Genomic DNA, 20,589 nt, shown 5'->3' with positions numbered 1-20,589 from the left:
CGATCCTTCCGCCGCCGGACACGACAACAAGGAGACGCAGGGCAATGGATGCGGTGTGGATAGTCGCCGTCGGGGCGGCCGTGGCGGGATTCGTGCAGGGCCTGTCGGGCTTTGCCTTCGGCATGGTGGCCATGTCGTTCTGGGCCTGGGTGCTGGATCCGCGGCTGGCGGCGGCGCTGGCCGTGTTCGGCGCGCTCACCGGCCAGCTGCTGGCGGTATTCTCGGTGCGGCGCGGCTTCAACTGGCCCTTGCTGTGGCCCTTCCTGCTAGGTGGCCTGGCGGGTATTCCGCTGGGCGTCCTGATCCTGCCGCACCTGGACGTGGACTGGTTCAAGGCGGTGCTGGGCGCGCTGCTGGCGCTGTGGTGTCCGGTCATGCTGATGGCGCAGCGCCTGCCGCGCATCGGCGGCAATCGCTGGGGGGACGGCGCGGTCGGGCTGGTGGGCGGCGTGATGGGCGGCATCGGCGGCTTTGCCGGCAGCGTGCCGACGCTGTGGTGCACGCTGCGCGGTTTCGGCAAGGACACGCAGCGCGCCGTGATCCAGAATTTCAACCTGTCGATGCTGGCCGTGACCATGGCCACCTACCTGGCCACGGGCATCGTCACGCGCGACATGGCGCCCATGTTCGCCGTGGTGGCGCCGGCCATGCTGATCCCCACGCTGCTGGGCACGCGCCTGTACATCGGCATCTCCGAAGTCGCGTTCCGCCGCCTGGTGCTGGGGCTGCTGACCTGCTCGGGGCTGACGCTGCTGGCGTCGTCGGTGCCGCGGCTGCTGGGGTATTGAGGGCCGGTCCGCGTCGGGCCCGCTCCCGGCCTGTGCTCTGCCGCAATGGCTTTACGACAGTCCCACCCCCTCCCGCACGCTCGCCGCCAGCATCTGCGCCGTGGCCGCCGACAGCGTCCAGCCCAGGTGCCCATGGCCGGTGTTGTAGAACACGCCGGGCCGCTTGCCGGGGCCGACGCGCGGCATCATGTCGGGCATCATCGGCCGCAACCCGCACCAGGGCACCACGCGCGCCGTGCGCACGCCGGGAAAGTGGCGGCGGGTCCAGTCCACCAGCGGCTGGATGCGTTCGGCGCGGATGTCCAGGTTGAAGCCGTTGAACTCGGCCGTGCCGGCCACGCGGAAACGGTCGCCCAGGCGGCTGGTGACGATCTTGGCGGCCTCGTCCAGCAGGCTCACGCTGGGCGCGGCGGCCTGGCTGGCGGCGTCGTCCAGGTGCACGCTGATCGAATAGCCCTTGACCGGATAGATGTTCAGCCTGTCGCCCAATTGCCGCGCGAACTGGCGGCTGGCGGCGCCGGCGCAGACCACGATGGCGTCGGTTTCGTGCTGTTCGCGCCGCGTGCCGTCCTCGCGCGCCAGGTCCAGCACATAGGGCAGGCCGTCGCGGCTGATGGCGCGGATGTCGGCATCCTGTTCGAAGCGCACGCCGCGGCGCGCGCAGGCCCGCGCCAGGCCGCTGGTGAACTTGTGGATGTCGCCGGTGGCGTCGGACGGCGTATAGAAGCCGCCGTGGCAGGGCGTTTGCAGCGTCGGCTCGATGCCGCGGATTTCCTCCGGCGTGACCGCGTGCCGCTCCAGCCCGCCTTCGCGCAGCAGCGCGTTGGCGCGGCGCGCGGTCTCGAAGCTGGCGGCATCGTGGTAGATGTGCAGGATGCCGCGGCGCTCCAGGTCGAAATCGATGCCTTCCTCCTCGGCCATGGCGTACAGGTGCTGGCGCGCCTCGATCGCCATGCGCGTGGTGGCGATAGTGTTCTGGCGATAGTTGCGGATCTGCCCCATGAACTGGGCCAGCCATGAATACTTGTGCCAGCTCGGACGCGGATTGAGCAGCAGCGGCGCGTCGTGGCGGCCGAGCCAGCGCAGGCCCTTCATGATGGTGGCGGCGCTGTTCCAGACTTCGGCATTGCTGGCGGACAACTGGCCGCCGTTGGCGTAGGACGTCTCCATGGCGGGATAGCGCTGACGGTCGTAGACGGTGACGTCGTAGCCCAGTTTGCTCAAGGCGTAGGCGGACGTGACGCCGGTGATACCGGCGCCGATGATGGCGATGCGGGGCATGATGGCTCCAGATGGCGTGGCCACGATCCGATGATCGCGGCACCCCATCTGTCTCTGTACCTGAGAGCTTCACCCGGGCGCGAGGGCGCGGGTTCCCCTTCGGTGGGCGCCAGGCGCCTCTCTCCAGATTGTCTAGACCGCGCAGTCCTGTTGCCTGAGAGTTTCCGGGGCGGTTGCTCCGTCGGCGCCCGCCACGGGGACGGGACTCTTCTGCGGGGTTTTGAATCGACGCAGTGAGAATAGCCAAAATCTGCCGCGAGCGGGACTCAGGGTTAATACCAGGAAGGAGGCGGATAGGCTCTACACTGGGCGCCAACCCGCGCGGCACGCGCCGGTCAGAAAACGAAAGGACGATCCCGCATGCGCGCTCCGGCAATGTTCCGTATTTCCCTGCTATCCACGACGTTGGCGCTGGCCCTGGCCGGCACCGCCTCGGCCAGCCCGGCCGTTGCGCAAGCGCCGGCCGCCAAGGCAGCCACGGCATCGGCCTCCGCATCCACGCCCGCCAAGGCCGATCGCGCCACCGCCGCCGTCGACGCCGCGGTGGCCGAGGTCATGCGCCAATATGGCATCGACGGCATGGCCATCGGCGTCAGCCACAATGGCGAGCAGCGCTTCTTCAACTATGGCGACGCCTCGCGCCAGCCGCGCCGCGCCGTTTCCAGCGACACCCTGTTCGAACTGGGTTCGATCAGCAAGACCTTCACCGTCACGCTGGCCGCCTACGCGCAGGCCACGGGCCGCCTGTCGCTGGCCGACAGTCCGGCCAAGTGGGTGCCCGAGCTGCAAGGCAGCGAATTCGCCAAGCTGACGCTGGTGAACCTGGCCACGCACACCGCCGGCGGCTTTCCCTTGCAGGTGCCGGACGCGGTCCAGAACACGGCGCAACTGATGGACTACCTCAAGGCCTGGACCCCGCGGTATGCGCCCGGCACGAAGCGCACCTATGCCAACCCCAGCATCGGCATGCTGGGCGTGGTGGCGGCGCGCGCGCTGGGCGAGTCCTACGTGGCGGCGATGGAGCAGCAGCTGTTTCCCAAGCTGGGCCTGCGCGACACCTGGCTCGAAGTGCCGCCGCGCAAGATGCCCGACTACGCCCAGGGCTACGACAAGCAGGACGCGCCGGTGCGCCTGAACCCGGGCGTGCTGGCCGACGAGGCCTACGGCGTGAAGTCCAGCGCCCGCGACATGCTGCGTTTCGTCGAGATCAACCTGGGCGCCGCGCCGGTCGACGCCACGCTGCAGCGCGCCATCGCCGAGACCCACACCGGCTATTACCAGTTGGGCGCGATGACGCAGGACCTGATCTGGGAACAGTATCGCTACCCGGTGTCGGTGGACGACCTGGTGCGCGGCAACTCCGCCCAGTTCGCGTTCGAGACCCTGCCGGTCAAGGCCCAGCAACCGCCGCTGGCGCCGCAGCAGGCGGTGTGGGTCAACAAGACCGGCGCCACCAATGGCTTTGGCGCCTACGTGGCGTTCGTGCCGTCGCGCAAGCTCGGCATCGTGATCCTGGCCAACCGCAACTATCCCAACGAGGCGCGGGTGCGGTTGGCGCTGCGGGTGCTCGAGGCGCTGGCGCCGTGAATGCCGCCGCCCGGCGCGCGGCGGCCTTCAGGATCGGGCCGCAGGGGGCGCCTGGCCGGCCGCCCTGGCGCCATCGAACCTCGGCAGCAACCCCATGATCTCCAGCCGCGCGCACAACTCGCCCAGCCGCCGCAACTTGTACGCTTCGACGTCCATGCCGCCATAGTCGTAGAAGCCTTGCCCTTCGCGCAGGCCGTTGCGCCCCTGTTCCATGTTGCGTTCGATGATGGCCGGGGCCGCGAAGCGCGCATCTAGCGCGCCGGACAGGTAGTGCGAGGCGTAGTAGAGGATGTCGCCGCCGCCCCAGTCGATGAACTCCAGCAGGCCCAGCACCGAGAAGCGCAGGCCGAAGCCCAGCCGCACGGCGGTGTCGACGTCCTCGGCGCTGGCCACGCCTTCCTCGACCATGCGGGCCGCCTCGTTCATGGCCAGCGCCTGGATGCGCGGCACGATGTAGCCGGCGGCGGGCGCGCACCGCACCGGCGTCTTGCCGGCCAGGCGCAGCACCGCCAGCAGGTCCTGCAACGCCGCGTCGCTGGTCCGCGGGCCGGGGCTCACCTCCACCAGCGGGATCAGGTAGGCGGGATTGAGCCAGTGCGCGTTCAGGAAGCGGCCGGGCGCGCGCACCATGTCGGCCAGTTCGGTGACCAGGAAGGTCGAGGTGGTGGAGGCGATAACGCTGTCCGGCGCGCAGGCCTCGCCGAGCCAGTCGAAGGTGTCGCGCTTGATGTCCAGTTGCTCGGGCACCGCCTCGAACACCACGCGGGCGCGGGCCAGGTCGGCCAGGGCGTCCTCGCGCGCCACCAGGCGCACGCGGCCCAGCGCGGTGTCGGCCTGGGCCTCGTCCAGCAGGCCTAACCGCACGAGCGTGCCCAGTTCGCGCCGCAGGCCGCCCAGCACGCGGGCGAAGGTTTCGGCGCGCTCGCCGCGCGCGCGCGGCTTGATGTCGATCAGCGTAACGTCCAGTCCGGCATGGATGTATGACAGGGCGATGCCCATGCCCATGCGGCCGGCGCCGACCACGCACAAGGTCCGTTCCATGGTCAGCATCCTTGCGCGAGCAGCGCGGCCATGTCGGCGCGCGACAGGGCGTCCAGCCCCAGCGCCTCCAGCGTGCGGCCCTCGGCGTACAGGTCGCGGCCGGTCACGGCCGAGGCCACGCTCAACAGGCCCTGCGCCACCGGCGTGGGCACGCCGGCCCAGCGGCCGGTCGACACCAGGAACGACAGGCCCAGGCGCGTGTCTTCCAGCATGTAGCGGTGCGTGCCCAGGTCGATGGTTTCGCGCCAGTCGCCGCTGTCGGTCAGCTTGCCGTGGGCGCCGCGGCCATACATCCATTCGTCGCCCTCGCTGGCATAGTGGTCGGCCAGCGGAAAATGCGGCGCGGCGTAGCCCAGCGCGGCGCGGATGGCGATGCGTTCGGCGTCCAGCGCGTCGGTCACGCGGCGGATCGACGGCTGCGTGCCCTCGTTGTGGATGTCCCAGCGTTCGAAGTGTTCGAGCGGACCGGCGTTCATCAGGATCAGCGGCGGGTGGATCACCGGGCCGGCGTTCATCAGCGCCCCGGACAGCGCGTCCTCGATCGGCTCGACGCTCGGATAGGCCTGCGCCAGCGTTGCCAGCGCGGAGCCGGCCAGGCGACTCGGGAACACGCCGGTGGGCAGGCGCGTGGCGTAGGCGCTGATGACGACGCGGTCGCCGTGCTTGCGCGCCAGATAGGGCAGGGTGCCGGTTTCGGCAAAGGCGACCTCGGCCGGGTTGCCGACCTGGCGCAGGGCGCGGGCAAACAGATAGCTGCCGAAGGTGCCGGGTGGCAGGAACACCACCTGGCCGTCGCGCAGGTGCGGCGCCAGCTCGGGCGCCAGCGCCGCATGCGAGGTGGACGGCAGCGGAATCACCAGCAGTTGCGCGCCCGCGGCGGCGGCGGCCAGGTCGGCCGTCAGCTCGATCTGGCCGGGCGCCTCGCCCAGGGCGATACGGCGGGTGCCGCGATAGTCGGTGACTTCCAGGGCGCCGGCGCGGCGCAGGCTGTCGAACGCCGCCGCGTCGCGGCGCCACAGGCGCACCCGATGTCCTTTTTCCGCCAGGTCGGCGGTCGCCGCGTAGCAGCCGTGGCCGCCTCCAATAACGCCGATGCGCATGATCGAGCTCCTTCGTGAGAGCTTCGATCCTAGCGATGGCCGGCACGGCGGACTGCGCCGCAGGCGCAAGCGGAATACGGAATCGGCAAGGGAATGCGCGGCGGGGCGCGGCCCGCTGCGTCGGCAGGCGCGACCCGCCACCGCAATGGGCCTGGCGCCCCGCGCTTGAACAGACCTCGCGCGCCGCCCTTCAACAGGCGCGGGCGCGGCCCTGCCGGAGCGTGTCGGACGGCAGGCAGCCGTAGCGCTTGCGGTAGTGCGTGGCGAAATGGCCGAAGCTGGTCACGCCGCAGCGCAGCAGGATGTCGGTGACGCTGTCGCCGTCGCCGGCGTTGCCCAGCGCCGCGTGCGCCAGCGCCAGGCGGCGGTTGCGCAGGTAGTCGCTGGGGCTCTGCTGCAGGAACTGGGTGAAGCCGTTCTGCAAGGTGCGGATCGAGACGCCGCAATGCGCGGCCAGGTCGGGCAGGGCGATGGGCGCGTCGATGTGGTCTTCGATGTAGTCGCGCGCGCGCCGCACGTGCAGCGGCAGCGGCTGGCGGCGATCGGCGCGCAGCGCCTCGGAATAGTTGTGCGGCAGCTGCATCAGCAGCAGCGAGACCAGGTAGTCGGAAAAGCCCGCCGCCAATGTCTGCGTCACGCCTTCGATGGCGGGGTGCTGGTACAGCCTGCACAGGTAGTCCAGCGTTTCCTGCACCGCCGCCAGGCCTGCCGAACCGGGCGCCGCCTCCAGGTCGAACACCAGCGCCTGGCGCAGCGGACGGTCCAGCAACTGTTGCAGCTGGCGTTCCAGCGCCTGCCGCTCGACCCGCAGGATCAGGCTGCGGCAATCCGGGCCGATGCGCAGCACGCTGCGCTCGGAGGGCGACGAAATGGTCAGGCCGCCTTCGCGCAGGGCCGCGCTGCGCTTGCCCAGCGTGACCTGTCCGGCGCCTTGCAGCGTGACGCGCACCAGGTAGTAGCGGGCGATGTCGCCGGCGTCGATCTCGACCTCGGCGCCATAGTGCAGGTCGAACAGCGCGGCGCTGCCGAAGAACACGCCATACAGGCGCGATTGCAGGGGATCGCCGCGCGCCACGCACATGCGGTGCGACCACAGGTGCTGGCTGACCTGGTCGGTGATCTCGGAAAGATTGCCCGAATCCAGCAGGCAATGGCGTTGCAGCGGATAGGTATCGTGGAACATGCTTTCCTGCGCCCCGGGAATAGCCGTTGCGCGCCCGGTATAGAGCCGGCCGGCGCAAAGGCCTACAACAGATGCAGCCATCGGAATGGCGAACCAGACAGCGGGACGCCGCCACCGCCTCGATGCGGCCGGCGCGATCCCATTGCGATACAAGGGAAGAACATGACGGGCGATACCGGAACCGACGCGGCGCAGAAACGCTATGCCTATGAATGGTATGTCGTCCTGATCTGCATGCTAGCGTACATATTTTCGTTCGTCGACAGGCAGATCCTGGCCCTGATGATCGAACCCATCAAGCGCGACCTGCAGCTCTCGGACACCCAGTTCAGCCTGCTGCACGGGCTGGCCTTCTCGCTGTTCTACGCCTTCATGGGCATCCCCATCGCGCTGCTGGCCGACCGCTATTCGCGGCCCCGCATCATCGCCATCGGCGTGGCCTTCTGGAGCCTGGCGACCGCCGCCTGCGGCCTGTCGAAGAACTTCGGCCAGATGTTCCTGGCGCGCATCGGCGTGGGGGTGGGCGAGGCGGCGCTGTCGCCGGCCACGTATTCGATGCTCAGCGACATGTTCCCGCGCCACAAGCTCGGGCGCGCCGTGGGCATCTATTCGATCGGCTCGTTCATCGGCGGCGGCCTGGCTTTCCTGATCGGCGGCTATGTCATCGACCTGCTCAAGAGCGTGGATAGCGTGCGCCTGCCCGGCGTGGGCGAACTGCGGCCGTGGCAGGTGACGTTCTTCATCGTCGGCCTGCCCGGCGTGCTGGTGGCGCTGCTGATCCTGCTGACCGTGCGCGATCCGCAACGCAAGGGCCTGCGCCACGACGCCGACGGGCGGGTGCAGAAGCCCACCGCGGGCGCATTGTTCCGCTTCCTGGGCCGCCATCGCGGCACCTTCTGCTGCCATTACCTGGGGTTCTCGTTCTACGCCATGATCCTGTTCTGCCTGCTGGGCTGGACGCCGGCCTTCTACATGCGCAAGTTCGGCCTGTCGCCGGTGGAGGCGGGCTACATGCTGGGCACCGTGGTGCTGGTGGCCAACACCGCGGGCGTGTTCTGCGGCGGCTGGCTGATGGACTGGCTGGCGCGGCGCGGCTACAGCGACGCGCCTCTGCGCGCCGGCGTCATCGGCGCGATCGGCATGGCGCTGCCGGCCGTGGCCTTCACCCAGGCGAACGGGTTGTGGCTGTCGGTGGGCCTGCTGCTGCCGGCGATGTTCTTCGCCTCGTTCCCCATGCCGACGTCCACGGCGGCCATGCAGATCCTGCCGCCGAACCAGCTGCGCGCCCAGGTGTCGGCGCTGTTCCTGCTGATCTCCAACCTGGTCGGGTTGGGGCTGGGCACCACGGCGGTGGCGCTGCTGACCGACCGCCTGTTCCGCGACCCGGCGGCGGTGGGGCATTCCATGTCGCTGCTGATCGGCGTGGCCACGCTGCTGTGCATCGGCCTGCTGGCGGCAGGCTGCGGCAAGTACCGGCGCAGCCTGGCGCGGGAAGAAGGCGAGCGCGCCGCACCCGCCGCGCAGGTTGCGGCGCCAGCGCGCGCGCCTGCCGGGCAGACGCCGTGACGCGCGCGATGCCGCAAGCCCGGTGAGGCGGCATACGGCTGCCGCGCCCGCGCCGGGGCGCGGCGGTCAGGCCGGGCCATCCCGGACCGGCGTCCGCCTTTGTCCTGGCGCAAACCTCCAGGCCCCGTCCAGCCCCCCGCGATTCGCCACTGCGGCGATAATCGCGCGCATGACCTACCAATTACTCAAAATGCTGCATGTCGCCGCCGTGGTCGCATGGCTGGGCGGCTCCCTGTTCGTGTCGCTGTTCCTGCTGTCGTCGCAGCCGCCCGACAGCGACGAGGCGCCCAAGGAACGCAAGATGCTGGGCGCCCTGCGCCGCTGGACGCTGTTCGTCACCACGCCGGCGATGGTGCTGGCCTGGCTGGTCGGCCTGCACCTGGCCGTGACCTTCGGCTGGTTCGCCATGACCTGGATCTGGATCAAGATCGCGCTGGCGCTGGTCCTGTCGGGCCTGCTGGGCGTGCAGAGCGCGGCCTTGCGCCGCCAGGCCCAGGGCGGCGCGAAGCGCGCGCCGCTGGTCGACCTGTACGCGCCGCTCACGGTGGTCGCCGCGGCGGTCATCGTGACCCTGGTGGTGGTCAAGCCGTTCTGAGGCCCGGCCTGCGGCGTGGCCACGCGGCGCCGGCATGCCGGGCCGGCGCGCGCCGTCGGCGCGGGGCGCGGCCGCTTATGCGCCGGCGCCATATCCAAACACCCCCGTAATAACGACTCAACGAAGTATTCGTTCGTGGCCGCGGGGGCCATCCCTAGAATCGTCTCCTCATAACCGTATCGACTGAGAGGCGATTTCCATATGACTCCCCGTACTTACAGCGCCCGCGCGGGCACGTTGGCCAAGGCCCTGCTGGGCGCCGTGCTGGCCGCCGCCGCCATGTTCCACGGGCCGGCGTTCTCCGCCGATCCCAAGCCGCTCAAGGTCGGCGTGCGCGGCGGCGTCGACGAACAGATCTGGGAAGTGGTGGCGCAGGTCGCCAAGAGGAACGGCCTGGCGGTCGAGCCGGTGGTCATCACCGGCACCGCCAGCCCCAACGAGGCGCTCAACAACGGCGACCTGGACGCCAACGCGTTCCAGCACATCCCGTTCCTGAACGACCAGATCAAGCAGCGCGGCTACAAGCTGGTGTCGGTCGCCAATACGCTGATCTCGCCCATCGCCTTCTATTCGAAGAAATACAAGTCGCTGCAGGCCCTGCCCGAGGGCGCCAAGGTCGGCATTCCCAACGATCCCAGCAACCAGACCCGCGCGCTGGTGATCCTGCGCGACCAGGGCCTGATCACGCTCAAGGACGGCTTCGATCCGGCCACCGGCACCGCCACGCTGGCCGACGTGACCTCCAACCCGCGCAAGCTCGACTTCGTCGAAAGCGCCTCGGTGGTGCTGGCGCGTTCACTGCCCGACGTCGACACCGCGGCCATCGTCAACAGCTTCGCCTACCAGGCCGGGCTGATCGCCACCCGCGACGGCATCGCGGTCGAGAAGAAAGAGAACAACCCCTACGTCAACATCATCGCCGTGCGCGAGAAAGACAGGAACGCGCCCTGGGTGCCCGAGCTGGTCAAGGCCTACCACTCCGAGGAAGTGCGCCAGTTCATCCTGAGCAAATACGAAGGCTCGGTGATCCCGGTCTTCTGAGCCGGAAGGCGCGGCGGCGCCAGCCGGCGCCGCCGCCATCCTCGTTCGCGGGGCGGCACGCGCCGCCGCGCGGGCGGCTCGGGAACACAGCATGATGCAACACGACATTCCCCTGGCGGATCCGGCCCTGCGGCCCGCCGCCGACGCGGCGCGCGACGCCCACATCGTTTTCGACGGACTGCAGAAACGCTACCAGGGCCCGCAGGGCACGGTAACGGCGCTGTCCGATATCTCCTTTGCCATCGGGCGCGGCGAGGTGTTCGGCATCATCGGCCGCAGCGGCGCCGGCAAGTCGACCCTGCTGCGCTCGATCAACATGCTGGAGCGGCCCAGCGCCGGCCAGGTGCGGGTCGACGGCGTCGACGTCGGCGGCCTGGACGAGGACGCGCTGGTCGGCCTGCGGCGCCGCATCGGCATGATCTTCCAGCACTTCAACCTGCTGTCGGCCAAGACGGTGGCGCAGAACGTGGCCCTGCCGCTGCGCGTCGCGGGCGTCAGGCCGGCCGAGGCGCGCGCCAAGGTCGACGCGCTGCTGGACCTGGTCGGATTGCGCGACAAGGCCGACACCTATCCGTCCAAGCTGTCCGGCGGCCAGAAGCAGCGCGTGGGCATCGCCCGCGCCCTGGTGCACGACCCCGAAATCCTGCTGTGCGACGAAGCCACCTCGGCGCTCGACCCCGAAACCACCCAGTCGATCCTGGCGCTGCTGCGCGACATCAACCGCAAGCTGGGCCTGACGGTGGTGCTGATCACGCACGACATGGCGGTGATCCGCGAGGTCTGCCACAAGGTGCTGGTGCTGGACGGCGGCCGCAAGGTCGAGCACGGCGAGGTCTGGCGCGTGTTCGGCAATCCGCAGGCCGACGCCACCCGCGCGCTGTTGCGGCCCTTGCAGCATGACCTGCCGGCCGACCTGGCGGCGCGGCTGGCGCCGGACCTGGCGGGCCTGTCGGGCAGGGCCGGCGTGGCGGTGCTGCGCCTGCGCTTCACCGGCCAGGGCCGCCCCGACGGCGTGTCGCTGCAGGCGCTGGCGGCGCTGGGCCCGGGCGCGACGCTGCTGCACGGCGGGCTGGACCGCCTGCGCGGCCACGCCCAGGGCAGCCTGCTGGTGTCGGTGCCTGCCGCCGTTCTACAGGAAGAGGCCGCGCGCGCCGCGCTGGTGGCCGATCAGATCGAGGTTCTGGGCTATGTCGCTGCCGATGCTTGATAAATACCTGCAGGCCTTCCTGCAGACGCTGACCATGGTGGGCGTGTCCGCGCTCATCGCGATCGCCGCGGGCCTGGCGCTGGCGGTGGTGCTGACGATCACCGCGCCGGGCAACCTGTATCCGCGGCCGCGCCTGAACAAGGCGCTGTCGATCACCGTGAACACGTTCCGCGCCATCCCCTTCATCATCCTGCTGGTGGCGATGTTGCCGTTCACGCGCATGCTGGTCGGCACCACGCTCGGCACCTGGGCCGCGATCGTGCCGCTGTCTGCCAACCTGGTGCCGTTCTTCGCGCGCATCGCCCAGGTCAGCCTGAACGACGTCGACCATGGCCTGGTGGAAGCCGCGCGCGCCATGGGCTGCCGCCGCTGGCACATCGTGCGCCACGTGCTGCTGCCCGAGGCGCTGCCCGGCATCATCGGCGGCATGACCGTCAGCGTCATCGCCATGATCAACGCCTCGGCCATGGCCGGCGCGGTGGGCGCCGGCGGCCTGGGCGACCTGGCGATCCGCTACGGCTACGAACGCTATGAAACCCGCGTGATGTTCGAAGTGATCGTGATCCTGATCGCGCTGGTCTCGATCGTGCAATTCACCGGCGAATGGCTGTCGCGCCGCGCCGACCACAAGCGTTGACGGCGCCGCGCCGTCCGCTTTCCTGAACCGATTTCCGGAGACTCCCATGTCCGACACGTCACACCACGGCTTCGCCACCCGCGCCATCCACCTGGGCTACGACCCGCTGGACGAACAGGGGGCGCTGTCGCCGCCCCTTTACCTGACGTCCACCTACACCCAGGACAGCATCGAGGCCTTCGACCGCATCCGCCTGGGCGAACAATCGGGCTACGTCTACGGCCGCACCCGCAACCCGACCCAGGCCTTGCTGGAAGAGCGGCTGGCCTCGCTCGAAGGGGCCGAGGCCGGCGTGGTCACGGCCTCCGGCATGGCGGCGATCTCGGCCACGCTGCTGTCGCTGCTGCAAAGCGGCGACGAGATCGTGGTCGACCAGATCGTCTACGGCACTGCCTTCACGCTGTTCGCGCAGGGGTTGCCGCGCCTGGGCATCAACGCCGTGTTCGCCGACTTCACGCACCCGGAAACGGTGGCCGCCGCCATCGGCCCCAAGACCCGCGCGGTCTATTTCGAGACGCCGGCCAACCCCAACCTGCGGCTGGTCGACATTGCCGCCATCTCGGCCATCGCGCGCGGCAAGGGCCTCTTGACCATCGTCGACAACACCTTCGCCACGCCGGTGCTGCAACGGCCGCTGCAGCACGGCGCCGACATCGTGCTGCACTCGGCCACCAAGTACCTGGGCGGCCACGGCGACCTGCTCGCCGGCGCGGTGGTCGGCCGCAAGCAGCACATCGACGCGATCCGCCTGCAAGGCCTGCGCTACTTCACCGGCGCGACGCTGTCGCCGTTCACCGCCTTCCTGGTGTTGCGCGGCCTGAAGACGCTGGAATTGCGGGTCGAGCGCCACAGCGAATCGGCATTGAAGGTGGCGAAGTTCCTGCGCGAGCACGCGGCGGTAGCCGACGTGTTCTACCCGGGCCTGCCCGGCACGGCCGGCGCCGAGGTCGCGCAGCGCCAGCAGGCGGCCGGCGGCGGCCTGGTGGCGTTCGAACTGAAGGGCGGGCTGGCCGCCGGCCGGCGCCTGCTCGACAGCCTGAAGCTGGCGCGCATCGCCGTCAGCCTGGGCGACCCGGAAACCCTGATCCAGCATCCGGCCACCATGACGCACGCCAGCTACACCGCCGAGGACCGCGAGAAGTACGGCTTGTCGGAGGGGCTGCTGCGATTGTCCGTGGGCCTGGAAACCGCCGCGGACATCCTGGCCGATCTCAAGCAGGGACTGGACCGCGCGGCGCGGTGACGGCGAGCCGGCCGGCTCCACGCAGGTTCGAGCGCCAGTCCCTCAGCGCAGCACCGAGGTCAGGCTGTCGAACTGCTGCGCCTCCAGCCGCGCGCGTTCCTCGGTCAACTGGCGCACGGCCAGCTGGTGCGCGCGGAAGCGGTTCAACAGGCTGTCGCGGTCGAACACGATCTCGTTGTGTTCCACGCGCCAGGAACGGCGGTTGTCGTCGAGCAGATTGATCATCTTCTCGAACTCGGCCAGCGTCTGGCGCTCCAGGTCCCAGTTGCGGGCCAGCATTGCGCGTTGCTGCGGGCGCGCCTTGATCGCGCCCTCGACCATCTGGTTCTTCTGCTGCTCGCTCAGGTCGAGCGAACGGATGGTGGCGGGCACGTCCCCCAGCAACCGCTGATTCTGCTGGCTGTATTTCTGCACCACGCGCTGCGATTGCTCCAGGATCAGCCGGCTCTCCACCAGCCCTCGGTCGCGCGCCAGCCGGTTGGGAATGAACAGGTCGGACAGCCGCACTTCGTCCAGTTCCCGCATGTAGGCGCGGTACTGCGCCACCCGTTGTCCCAGCATGATCTTGACGCCGCGTTCGATCTCGCCATACACGCCGCGCGCCTTGGGTGTGGCGTCGATGTCCGGCACGTCGCCGGGCGGATGGTCGGGGGCGTTGATCGCCGCGCGCATCCACTCGCCGGTGCGGCGGATCTCGGCCAGGGCAGTGGCTTTTTGCGCCTCGCGATAGGCCGAGAGGCTGGCCAGCGCGGCGACCGCCACCGCCAGCACCACGCCGATGGCGAATGCGGCGCGCATGCGGTGCAACGGGGTGCGAAAGCGCTTGAACAACGACAACACGCCGATCGCGATGGCAGCGGGCAGCAGCAGCAGGAGCGCGCAGCCCAACGCGCTGCCGACGCGGTAGCCCAGCGATTCGGCCGCGCTGGCCGCGCCGGGCGTGTCGTCGCGCTTGATGGCCAGCAGCGCCAGCCACAAGCCGATGTACAGGACCCAGGTCCAGGCGCGCAGCGCCGCGCTGGGCAAGGGCCGCGCGGCAGTGGCCGGCGGCGGGGGCAGCGGCGTGTCGGCGCCTTGCAGGGTGGGTTCTCTACGCGTGTCCACGGCGGCGCCGGTCATGAAATATTCTGCATCAGATGTTACCGTGCAGCCCGGTCAGGCGCAACGCGGCTCGCGCCGCCAGCCCACCCATTCGCCCTCGCCGGCAAAGTGCCGCGGTCCGCGGGCGGCCTGCGCCAGGCCCTCGCGTAGCGGCCGCAAGTCCAGCCCCGGCAGATGGCGCAGCAGGGCGGGCGGCAGCGCGTCGGCGTCGAGATGCTCCTGGCCGAACTCCACCGCCATCGGCGTGCCGTCTTCGATGACGCGCAGGTACCACAGGCCTTCCATGTAGTCGCCGTACCAGGGATCGGGGAAAAGCGCCGGCGTGAAACGAAAGCCGAACTCGCACACGGCATCCCAGGGCCAGGACTGCCGCCGGCCGGTGCCGTCGGGGACGCCCAGCGCGCGCGTGAAGCCCGCGTCATCGAAGCGGAAGGTCTCGGCGTAGGGATCCGGGGCGGCGGGCGGGCGAACGAAAAGCCGTTTGAGGCGTGACCACATGCTGGCGGCAGGGCGATGGCGATGGCGGCAGTGTAGCGGGGCGATCGGGCGAGGAATGCTGCAAGAATGTTACAAGCATTGATTCACATCAACTCCGCGCCCCACCGCGCGGGGTAGGGTAGATGTTTTTTCCTGACGGCTCGCCGGCGACCGGCCGGCCGCGTCGGATCGCACGACACGCATAGCAAGGACTGTATTGATGACGGACAAGATCGCGCCAGCCTCCGAACCTCCCGAAACCGGCAAGGACGAACCCCGCGCCGCCAAGCGCACCGCCGCGCCGCGGCGCACGCGCACGGCTGCCAGCCCGGCCGCCAGGCAAGCCACTTCCAGGCAAGCCACTTCCAGGCAAGCCACTTCCAGGCAAGCCACTTCCAGGCAAGCCACTTCCAGGCAAGCCACCGCCGAACGGTCCACCGCCAAACCGCCTGCCTCCAAACGCTCCGCCGCCAAGCCGTCCTCGCCGCAGCCGCCCGCCTCGCCTGCCCTGGAGCCCGCGCTGCAGGCGCGCAAGCGTGTCAGCGCGCGCGAAGTCGCGGCGCGCCAGGAAACCACCGCGGTGTTGGCGGACATCGCCCGCCGCTACCAGGTGGGGCAGTCCGGCGAAGCCCACGAAGCGCTGCGAGCGGTCATCGAGGAACTGTCGCCGGACGATGCCGTGGCGGTGCATCGCGCGCTGCTGCAGGCCAACACCCAGGCCCCGGCCGCCCGGCGCAATCCCGACGAGGAACTGGCCACCGACTGGCGCGAGGGCATCTATCCCTATCGTCACCGCATGCTGCGGCACAATTACGAAAAGCAGAAGTACGCCCTGCAGGTCGAGCTGCTGAAATTGCAGGCCTGGGTCAAGGCCACCGGCCAGCGCGTGGTGATTCTGTTCGAGGGCCGCGACGCGGCAGGCAAGGGCGGCACCATCAAGCGCATGATGGAACATCTCAATCCGCGCGGCGCGCGCGTGGTGGCGCTGGAAAAACCGTCCGATACCGAGCGCGGCCAGTGGTACTTCCAGCGCTACGTGCAGCACCTGCCGACCGCCGGCGAGATCGTCATGTTCGACCGCTCCTGGTACAACCGCGCCGGCGTCGAGCGCGTGATGGGTTTTTGCTCGGAAGACGAATACCTGCAATTCCTGCACCAGGTGCCCGACTTCGAACGGCACCTGGTCACCAGCGGCATCCACCTGATCAAGTTCTGGTTCTCGGTCAGCCAGGAGGAGCAACGCCGCCGTTTCCTGCAGCGCAAGGTGCATCCGCTCAAGCAGTGGAAACTCAGCCCGGTGGACCTGGCGTCGCTCGACAAGTGGGACGACTACACCCGCGCCAAGGAAGCCATGTTCGCGCACACCGACACCGCCGATGCGCCGTGGATCGTGGTCAAGTCCGACTGCAAGAAGCGCGCGCGCCTGAACGCCATGCGCTACGTGCTGACCCGCTTGCCGTACGAAGGCAAGAGCGGCGCGCCGGAACTGGCGCTGGATCCATTGATCGTGGGGCGGGCGCTGTAGCCGCGCCGCATGCGGGCGCGGCCTACTTGCCGCGCATCTGGTCGATCAGGCGCCTGTCGCGCTTGGTCGGCCGCCCCGCCGCGATGTCCAGCGCCGGCTCGGGCGCCAGGCGCCGCATCTCGGCCGCGCGTTCGCGCGCGGCCACGCTCTCGGGGGTTTCCTCGTACAGCTGGCGCGCCGCCGGCGCCGGGCCGCGCACGCCGCTGACCGCCACCACCCGCACGTGCACCGCGGGGTCTTCCTTGCGGATGCTGACCACGTCGCCGGCGCCGACCTCGCGCGCCGGCTTGGCCGGCTGGCCGTTGACCTGCACGCGGCCCTTGCCGATCTCGTCCACCGCCAGGCTGCGCGTCTTGTAGAACCGCGCCGCCCACAGCCATTTGTCGATCCGTATCTTGTCCATCGTCGTCATCGCGAAATTGCGCCCTCAAGCGCACATGATAGCGGCTGGCGTCACGGCCCCTCGCGCAGCAGCGCGGCGAAGGCGCTGGCGGGCAGGGCGCGGCTGAAGAGAAAGCCCTGCATCGCATCGCAGCCTTCCTCGATCAGCATCTGGCGCTGCGCCTCGGTCTCCACGCCTTCGGCCAGCGTGCGCATGCCCAGCGAATGGGCCAGCCGCACCACGCCGCGGATCACGGCCGTGGCGGTTGGCACCTTGCCCAGCGCCCACACGAACGACTGGTCGATCTTGAGCGTGTCGATCGGCAGCCGCACCAGGTAGGCCAGGCTCGAATAGCCCGACCCGAAATCGTCCAGCGACGCCGAAATGCCGGCCTCGCGCAGCGCCGCCAGAATGCCGGAGGCTTTCTCCACGTCGCTCATCAGCGAGTTCTCGGTGACTTCCACGTCCAGCAGCGTCGGCGGCACGCCATGCACTGTCGCCAGGCGCACGATGGTCTTGGGCAGGTCGGGCGCGACCAGCTGGCGCGCCGACAGGTTGAACGAGATGCGCGGCACCGGCAGGCCTTCGGCCAGCCATTCGCTGATGTGCAGGCAGGTGGCGTTGGCCACCCATTCGGTCAGCGCCGATTCCAGCGGTGAATCCAGGATCACATCCAGGAATGCCGCCGGCCCGAGCAGGCCGCGGGTCGGGTGGCGCCAGCGCAGCAACGCCTCGGCGCCGCACAGCGAACCGTCGTGCATGCTGACCTGCGGCTGGAAGTGCAGTTCGAACTGGTTGTTGGTGAGCGCGCCCTGGATGTCGCCACGCAGCGACAGGCGCGCGCCCAGGCCCTGCATCAGCTCGCGGTGATAGGCGCGCACCTGGAAGCGGCCGGCCGACTTGGCGGCATACATCGCGGCGTCGGCGTAGTTCAACAGCGTTTCGGCGGACTCGCCGGGCGAGTTCAGCAGCGCGATGCCGATGCTGGCGCCCAGCGACAGCGAGCGTCCGTGCACATCGCTGGGACGCGACAGGGAATTCAGGATTGAATTGGCCAGGGCTTCGGCCGCGCGTTCGTTGGTGTCGCGCAGCACCAGCAGGAATTCGTCGCCGCCAACGCGGGCGCAGAAGATCGACGGCGTCAGGAATTTGCGCAGGCGATCCGCCACGTCGCACAGCAGCAGGTCGCCCTCGGCGTGGCCGAAGGCGTCATTGACTTCCTTGAAGCGGTCCAGGTCCAGGAACAGCACGGCCAGCGTGGCGCCCCGCGCGGCCAGCGCGGGTTCGGCCTCGGCAATCGCCGCCGACAGCGTCTCCATGCACTGGCGCCGGTTGGGCAGGCCGGTGAGGTAATCGTGGGTGGCCTGGTACTTGAGCTGCGCGGTCTCTTCGCGTTCGCGCGAGACGTCGCGCAACAGGATCGCCAGGCCGCCTTCATGGGGAAAGGCGCGCGCTTCGAACCAGGTGGCCAGGGGCGCGTAATAGCCGGTGTGATGAGCGGGGCGGCCGGTCTGCGCGGCCGCGCGACAGGCATCGTAATAGCCGGTGCCGACCAGGTCCGGACAGCTGTCCCACAGGCCGTGGCCCACCAGATCCTGCCTGCTGCGCCGCAGCAGCCGTTCGGCGCCCGGATTGAGATAAGCGACGCGCCAGTCGCGGTCCAGCGACAGGAAACCGTCGGCCAGGGCATCGAGCGTGGCGCCGTCGACGCCGGCCGCCAGGCGCGCCGCCGCGTCGGGGGAGGGGGATGAGTCGTCGCTTGCCTGGTTCATCACGTTCCGGATTTCCCTGAGCACGATCAATGTGCTGTTTTATCGCATCGGCGAGTCGGCGTAAAAGCAAAAAAAACGGCGCCCCGAAGGGCGCCCAAGACCGGCAAACCGGTATGCGGGCGCAGGGCGCCCGCCAGTACTCGATCCTCAATCCAGCTTCAGGCCGGCTTCCTTGACCACGCGCTGCCACTTGTCGATCTCGGCGCGGCGGAAGGTGTCCAGCTCGGCCGGCGTGGAGCCGATCGGCTCGGCGCCGATGCCTTCGAGCTGTTCGGCGATCTGCGGGTCCTTCAGCACCTTGGCCAGCGCCTGCGACACTTTGTTGACGATTTCCGGCGGCGTGCCGGCGGGCGCGAACACCGCGTTCCATTCGTAGGTTTCATAGCCGGGCACGCCGGATTCGGCGATGGTGGGCAGGTCCGGCGCGGCCTTGGAGCGTTGCGCGCCGCCGACGGCCACCGCGCGCAGCTTGCCGTTCTTCACGTGCTGCCAGGCCGAGCCCATGCTCGCGAACATCACCGGCACCTGGCCCGACATCACGTCGATCATGGCCGGGCCGCCGCCCTTGTAGGCGACGTGCTGCAGCTGGGTCTTGGCCAGCAGGTTGAACAGTTCGCCGGCCAGGTGCTGGGCCGAGCCGGGGCCGGCCGAGGCGAAGTAGACCTGTTCCTTGCCGCCGGGTTGGCCCAGGCGGATCAGGTCGGCCACCGTCTTCACTTCGTACGACGGCGTCACCACCAGCACGTTGGGCACGCGCAACAGCAGCGACACCGGCGCGAAGGCGGTCAGGGTGTCGAACTGCATCTTGGGGTGCAGGGCCGGGTTCTGCGCGTGGTTGGAGGCGTCCAGCATCAGCGTGTAGCCGTCGGGCTGGGCCTTGGCGACCACCGCCCCGCCGATCATGCCGCCGGCGCCGCCACGGTTTTCAATGACCACCGGCTGGCCCAGTTCGGCCGCCAGCTTGGGGCCCAGCAGGCGGGCCACTACGTCCACCGTGCCGCCGGGCGGGTAGGTCACGACCAGCGTGACGGCGCGCTCGGGATAGGCGGCGGATGCCGCGCCGGCGGCGCTGGCCAACAGGCCGGCGGCGGCCAGCAGGCTGGCGCGGCGCGCGAGGCGTTTGAACAGAGGGGTCATTGGAATTCTCCTTGGAATTGGAACAGCCGCAACGGCGTGTCGGCGAGTACGGCGCGCCGTTGCGCGGGGTCATCGATCCAGTCGTCCAGCCACTGCGTGGCAGCGGCATACGACGCCAGGTGGCGATGCTCGGTATGGGGCCAGTCGCTGCCCCACATCAGGTGGGCCGGCGTGTAGGCGTCCAGCAGTTGCCGCGCGGCCTCGCGGCCCGACGTGGCACAGGCGGGGCCGGTCCAGTTGCGGTAGGGGGCCGACAGCTTGACCCAGACGCGGCCGCTGCCGGCTTGCCGCAGCAGGTACTGGAAGCCGGGGTCGGCGATGCCTTGCGCCGGATCGGGGCGGCCGAAATGGTCGACCACCACGCGGCATCCTGCCTGCAGCAAGGCCGGCATGATATCGGCCAGGCGCGCGGCCTGCACGTGGATCTCGACGTGCCAGCCGAGCGCGTTGACGCGCTCGAGCAGGTGGCGCCAGGCGGGCGCCGCCAGGTCGGGCAGGTCCAGGCCGATCAGGTTCAGGCGGATGCCGACCACGCCGGCCGCGGCCAGGGCCTGCAGCCCGGCGTCGTCGATGGCGGGGTCCACCACCGCCACGCCACGCAGCCGCGCCGGCGCGGCGCGCAGCGCCTGGAGCAGATGGCTGTTGTCGGTGCCCAGGAAGCTGGGCTGCACCAGCACTCCATGCGACAGCCCATGCCCGTCCAGCAGCTCCAGGTACTGGGCCAGCGTGGCGTCGTAGTCGGGCGTGTGGCGGCGCGTGTCCGCCAGGGCCAGTCCCTGGTGGAAGACGTGGGCGTGGGTGTCGACGGCGGCGGTGGCCGGTAGGGGCAAGGCTGTCTCCTGCGATTCGCGGTGCATGCCCCAAGGGGGTGCACATCTGTAAGGTTCTGTAAGCGGGATTCTAGGCAGACAAGGTATAGTTTTCTA

19 protein-coding genes and 2 riboswitches are annotated in these 20,589 nt (G+C 69.7%); of the genes, 9 read left to right on the top strand and 10 right to left on the bottom strand.

Translation table 11 applies throughout. The annotated features are described in order from the left end of the window. Nucleotides 1-44 precede the first annotated feature (44 nt). Nucleotides 45-788: a sulfite exporter TauE/SafE family protein gene (locus ACUTAG_RS03330; RefSeq protein ID WP_148318262.1), complete on the top strand. Its 744-nt coding sequence runs from the start codon at nt 45-47 to the stop codon at nt 786-788. A gap of 51 nt (nt 789-839) precedes the next feature. Here ACUTAG_RS03330 and ACUTAG_RS03325 read toward each other — a convergent pair whose 3' ends face one another. Further along, complete coding sequence (locus ACUTAG_RS03325; protein WP_058664841.1) at nt 840-2,069, bottom strand: D-amino acid dehydrogenase; 1,230 nt, start codon at nt 2,067-2,069, stop codon at nt 840-842. A 44-nt stretch (nt 2,070-2,113) separates the two neighbouring features. Beyond that, nucleotides 2,114-2,200, bottom strand: a riboswitch (glycine riboswitch). A 1-nt stretch (nt 2,201) separates the two neighbouring features. Next, nucleotides 2,202-2,292, bottom strand: a riboswitch (glycine riboswitch). Nucleotides 2,293-2,429: 137 nt separating this feature from the next. Between ACUTAG_RS03325 and blaELC the strand changes: the two genes are divergently transcribed. Then, a complete protein-coding gene (gene blaELC, locus ACUTAG_RS03320; RefSeq protein ID WP_262352254.1) occupies nt 2,430-3,656 on the top strand; it encodes an ELC family class C beta-lactamase in 1,227 nt (408 codons plus the stop codon). A 27-nt stretch (nt 3,657-3,683) separates the two neighbouring features. Here blaELC and ACUTAG_RS03315 read toward each other — a convergent pair whose 3' ends face one another. From ACUTAG_RS03315 to ACUTAG_RS03305, 3 genes are all read right to left on the bottom strand, one after another. Continuing rightward, on the bottom strand, nt 3,684-4,697 hold the full coding sequence (locus tag ACUTAG_RS03315) for a 3-hydroxybutyryl-CoA dehydrogenase (RefSeq protein ID WP_148318260.1): 1,014 nt from the start codon (nt 4,695-4,697) through the stop codon (nt 3,684-3,686). A 2-nt stretch (nt 4,698-4,699) separates the two neighbouring features. Further along, entirely contained in the window at nt 4,700-5,797 is a 1,098-nt protein-coding gene (locus tag ACUTAG_RS03310; RefSeq protein WP_110134702.1) for an NAD/NADP octopine/nopaline dehydrogenase family protein, read from the bottom strand. A 190-nt stretch (nt 5,798-5,987) separates the two neighbouring features. Next, a complete protein-coding gene (locus tag ACUTAG_RS03305) occupies nt 5,988-6,980 on the bottom strand; it encodes an AraC-like ligand-binding domain-containing protein (RefSeq protein WP_006384866.1) in 993 nt (330 codons plus the stop codon). Nucleotides 6,981-7,142: 162 nt separating this feature from the next. On the opposite strand from ACUTAG_RS03305, the gene ACUTAG_RS03300 reads away from it, so the two are divergent. From ACUTAG_RS03300 to ACUTAG_RS03275, 6 genes are all read left to right on the top strand, one after another. After that, a complete protein-coding gene (locus ACUTAG_RS03300) occupies nt 7,143-8,546 on the top strand; it encodes a spinster family MFS transporter (protein ID WP_047991267.1) in 1,404 nt (467 codons plus the stop codon). A 169-nt stretch (nt 8,547-8,715) separates the two neighbouring features. After that, on the top strand, nt 8,716-9,141 hold the full coding sequence (locus ACUTAG_RS03295; protein ID WP_053500734.1) for a CopD family protein: 426 nt from the start codon (nt 8,716-8,718) through the stop codon (nt 9,139-9,141). 201 nt (nt 9,142-9,342) lie between these two features. Continuing rightward, the gene (locus ACUTAG_RS03290; protein ID WP_006384864.1) at nt 9,343-10,182 is read left to right on the top strand and encodes a MetQ/NlpA family ABC transporter substrate-binding protein; all 840 of its coding nucleotides are present in this window, start codon (nt 9,343-9,345) and stop codon (nt 10,180-10,182) included. 91 nt (nt 10,183-10,273) lie between these two features. Beyond that, the gene (locus ACUTAG_RS03285) at nt 10,274-11,389 is read left to right on the top strand and encodes a methionine ABC transporter ATP-binding protein (protein ID WP_024069616.1); all 1,116 of its coding nucleotides are present in this window, start codon (nt 10,274-10,276) and stop codon (nt 11,387-11,389) included. Next, nucleotides 11,370-12,026, top strand: coding sequence for a methionine ABC transporter permease (locus ACUTAG_RS03280; RefSeq protein ID WP_148318258.1), 657 nt, complete (start codon nt 11,370-11,372; stop codon nt 12,024-12,026). Before ACUTAG_RS03285 ends, ACUTAG_RS03280 begins: the two co-directional genes overlap by 20 nt. A 46-nt stretch (nt 12,027-12,072) precedes the next feature. Then, the gene (locus ACUTAG_RS03275) at nt 12,073-13,269 is read left to right on the top strand and encodes a trans-sulfuration enzyme family protein (RefSeq protein ID WP_076469075.1); all 1,197 of its coding nucleotides are present in this window, start codon (nt 12,073-12,075) and stop codon (nt 13,267-13,269) included. Between the two features lie 42 nt (nt 13,270-13,311). On the opposite strand, the gene ACUTAG_RS03270 is transcribed toward ACUTAG_RS03275, so the two are convergent. Continuing rightward, entirely contained in the window at nt 13,312-14,388 is a 1,077-nt protein-coding gene (locus tag ACUTAG_RS03270; RefSeq protein ID WP_006384860.1) for a hypothetical protein, read from the bottom strand. A 36-nt stretch (nt 14,389-14,424) separates the two neighbouring features. Further along, nucleotides 14,425-14,868 (bottom strand): hypothetical protein, encoded by a 444-nt coding sequence (locus ACUTAG_RS03265; RefSeq protein WP_049055544.1) that lies wholly within the window; start codon nt 14,866-14,868, stop codon nt 14,425-14,427. A 199-nt stretch (nt 14,869-15,067) separates the two neighbouring features. Between ACUTAG_RS03265 and ppk2 the strand changes: the two genes are divergently transcribed. Further along, on the top strand, nt 15,068-16,372 hold the full coding sequence (gene ppk2, locus ACUTAG_RS03260) for a polyphosphate kinase 2 (protein ID WP_446649985.1): 1,305 nt from the start codon (nt 15,068-15,070) through the stop codon (nt 16,370-16,372). A gap of 22 nt (nt 16,373-16,394) precedes the next feature. On the opposite strand, the gene ACUTAG_RS03255 is transcribed toward ppk2, so the two are convergent. The 4 genes from ACUTAG_RS03255 to ACUTAG_RS03240 form a co-directional block, all read right to left on the bottom strand. Next, a complete protein-coding gene (locus ACUTAG_RS03255; protein ID WP_049055401.1) occupies nt 16,395-16,775 on the bottom strand; it encodes an RNA-binding S4 domain-containing protein in 381 nt (126 codons plus the stop codon). A 50-nt stretch (nt 16,776-16,825) separates the two neighbouring features. After that, nucleotides 16,826-18,526, bottom strand: a complete 1,701-nt coding sequence (locus ACUTAG_RS03250; RefSeq protein ID WP_223203204.1) for a putative bifunctional diguanylate cyclase/phosphodiesterase — start codon at nt 18,524-18,526, stop codon at nt 16,826-16,828. Nucleotides 18,527-18,673: 147 nt separating this feature from the next. Continuing rightward, nucleotides 18,674-19,663 (bottom strand): tripartite tricarboxylate transporter substrate binding protein, encoded by a 990-nt coding sequence (locus ACUTAG_RS03245; protein ID WP_006384856.1) that lies wholly within the window; start codon nt 19,661-19,663, stop codon nt 18,674-18,676. Then, nucleotides 19,660-20,520: an amidohydrolase family protein gene (locus tag ACUTAG_RS03240; protein ID WP_054445495.1), complete on the bottom strand. Its 861-nt coding sequence runs from the start codon at nt 20,518-20,520 to the stop codon at nt 19,660-19,662. Before ACUTAG_RS03240 ends, ACUTAG_RS03245 begins: the two co-directional genes overlap by 4 nt. Nucleotides 20,521-20,589 lie beyond the last annotated feature (69 nt).

Source organism: Achromobacter sp. CSND-B12 (assembly GCF_052906545.1).
Note: the sequence above shows the minus strand (reverse complement) of the source record. Positions and strands in the feature narration are given on the sequence as shown.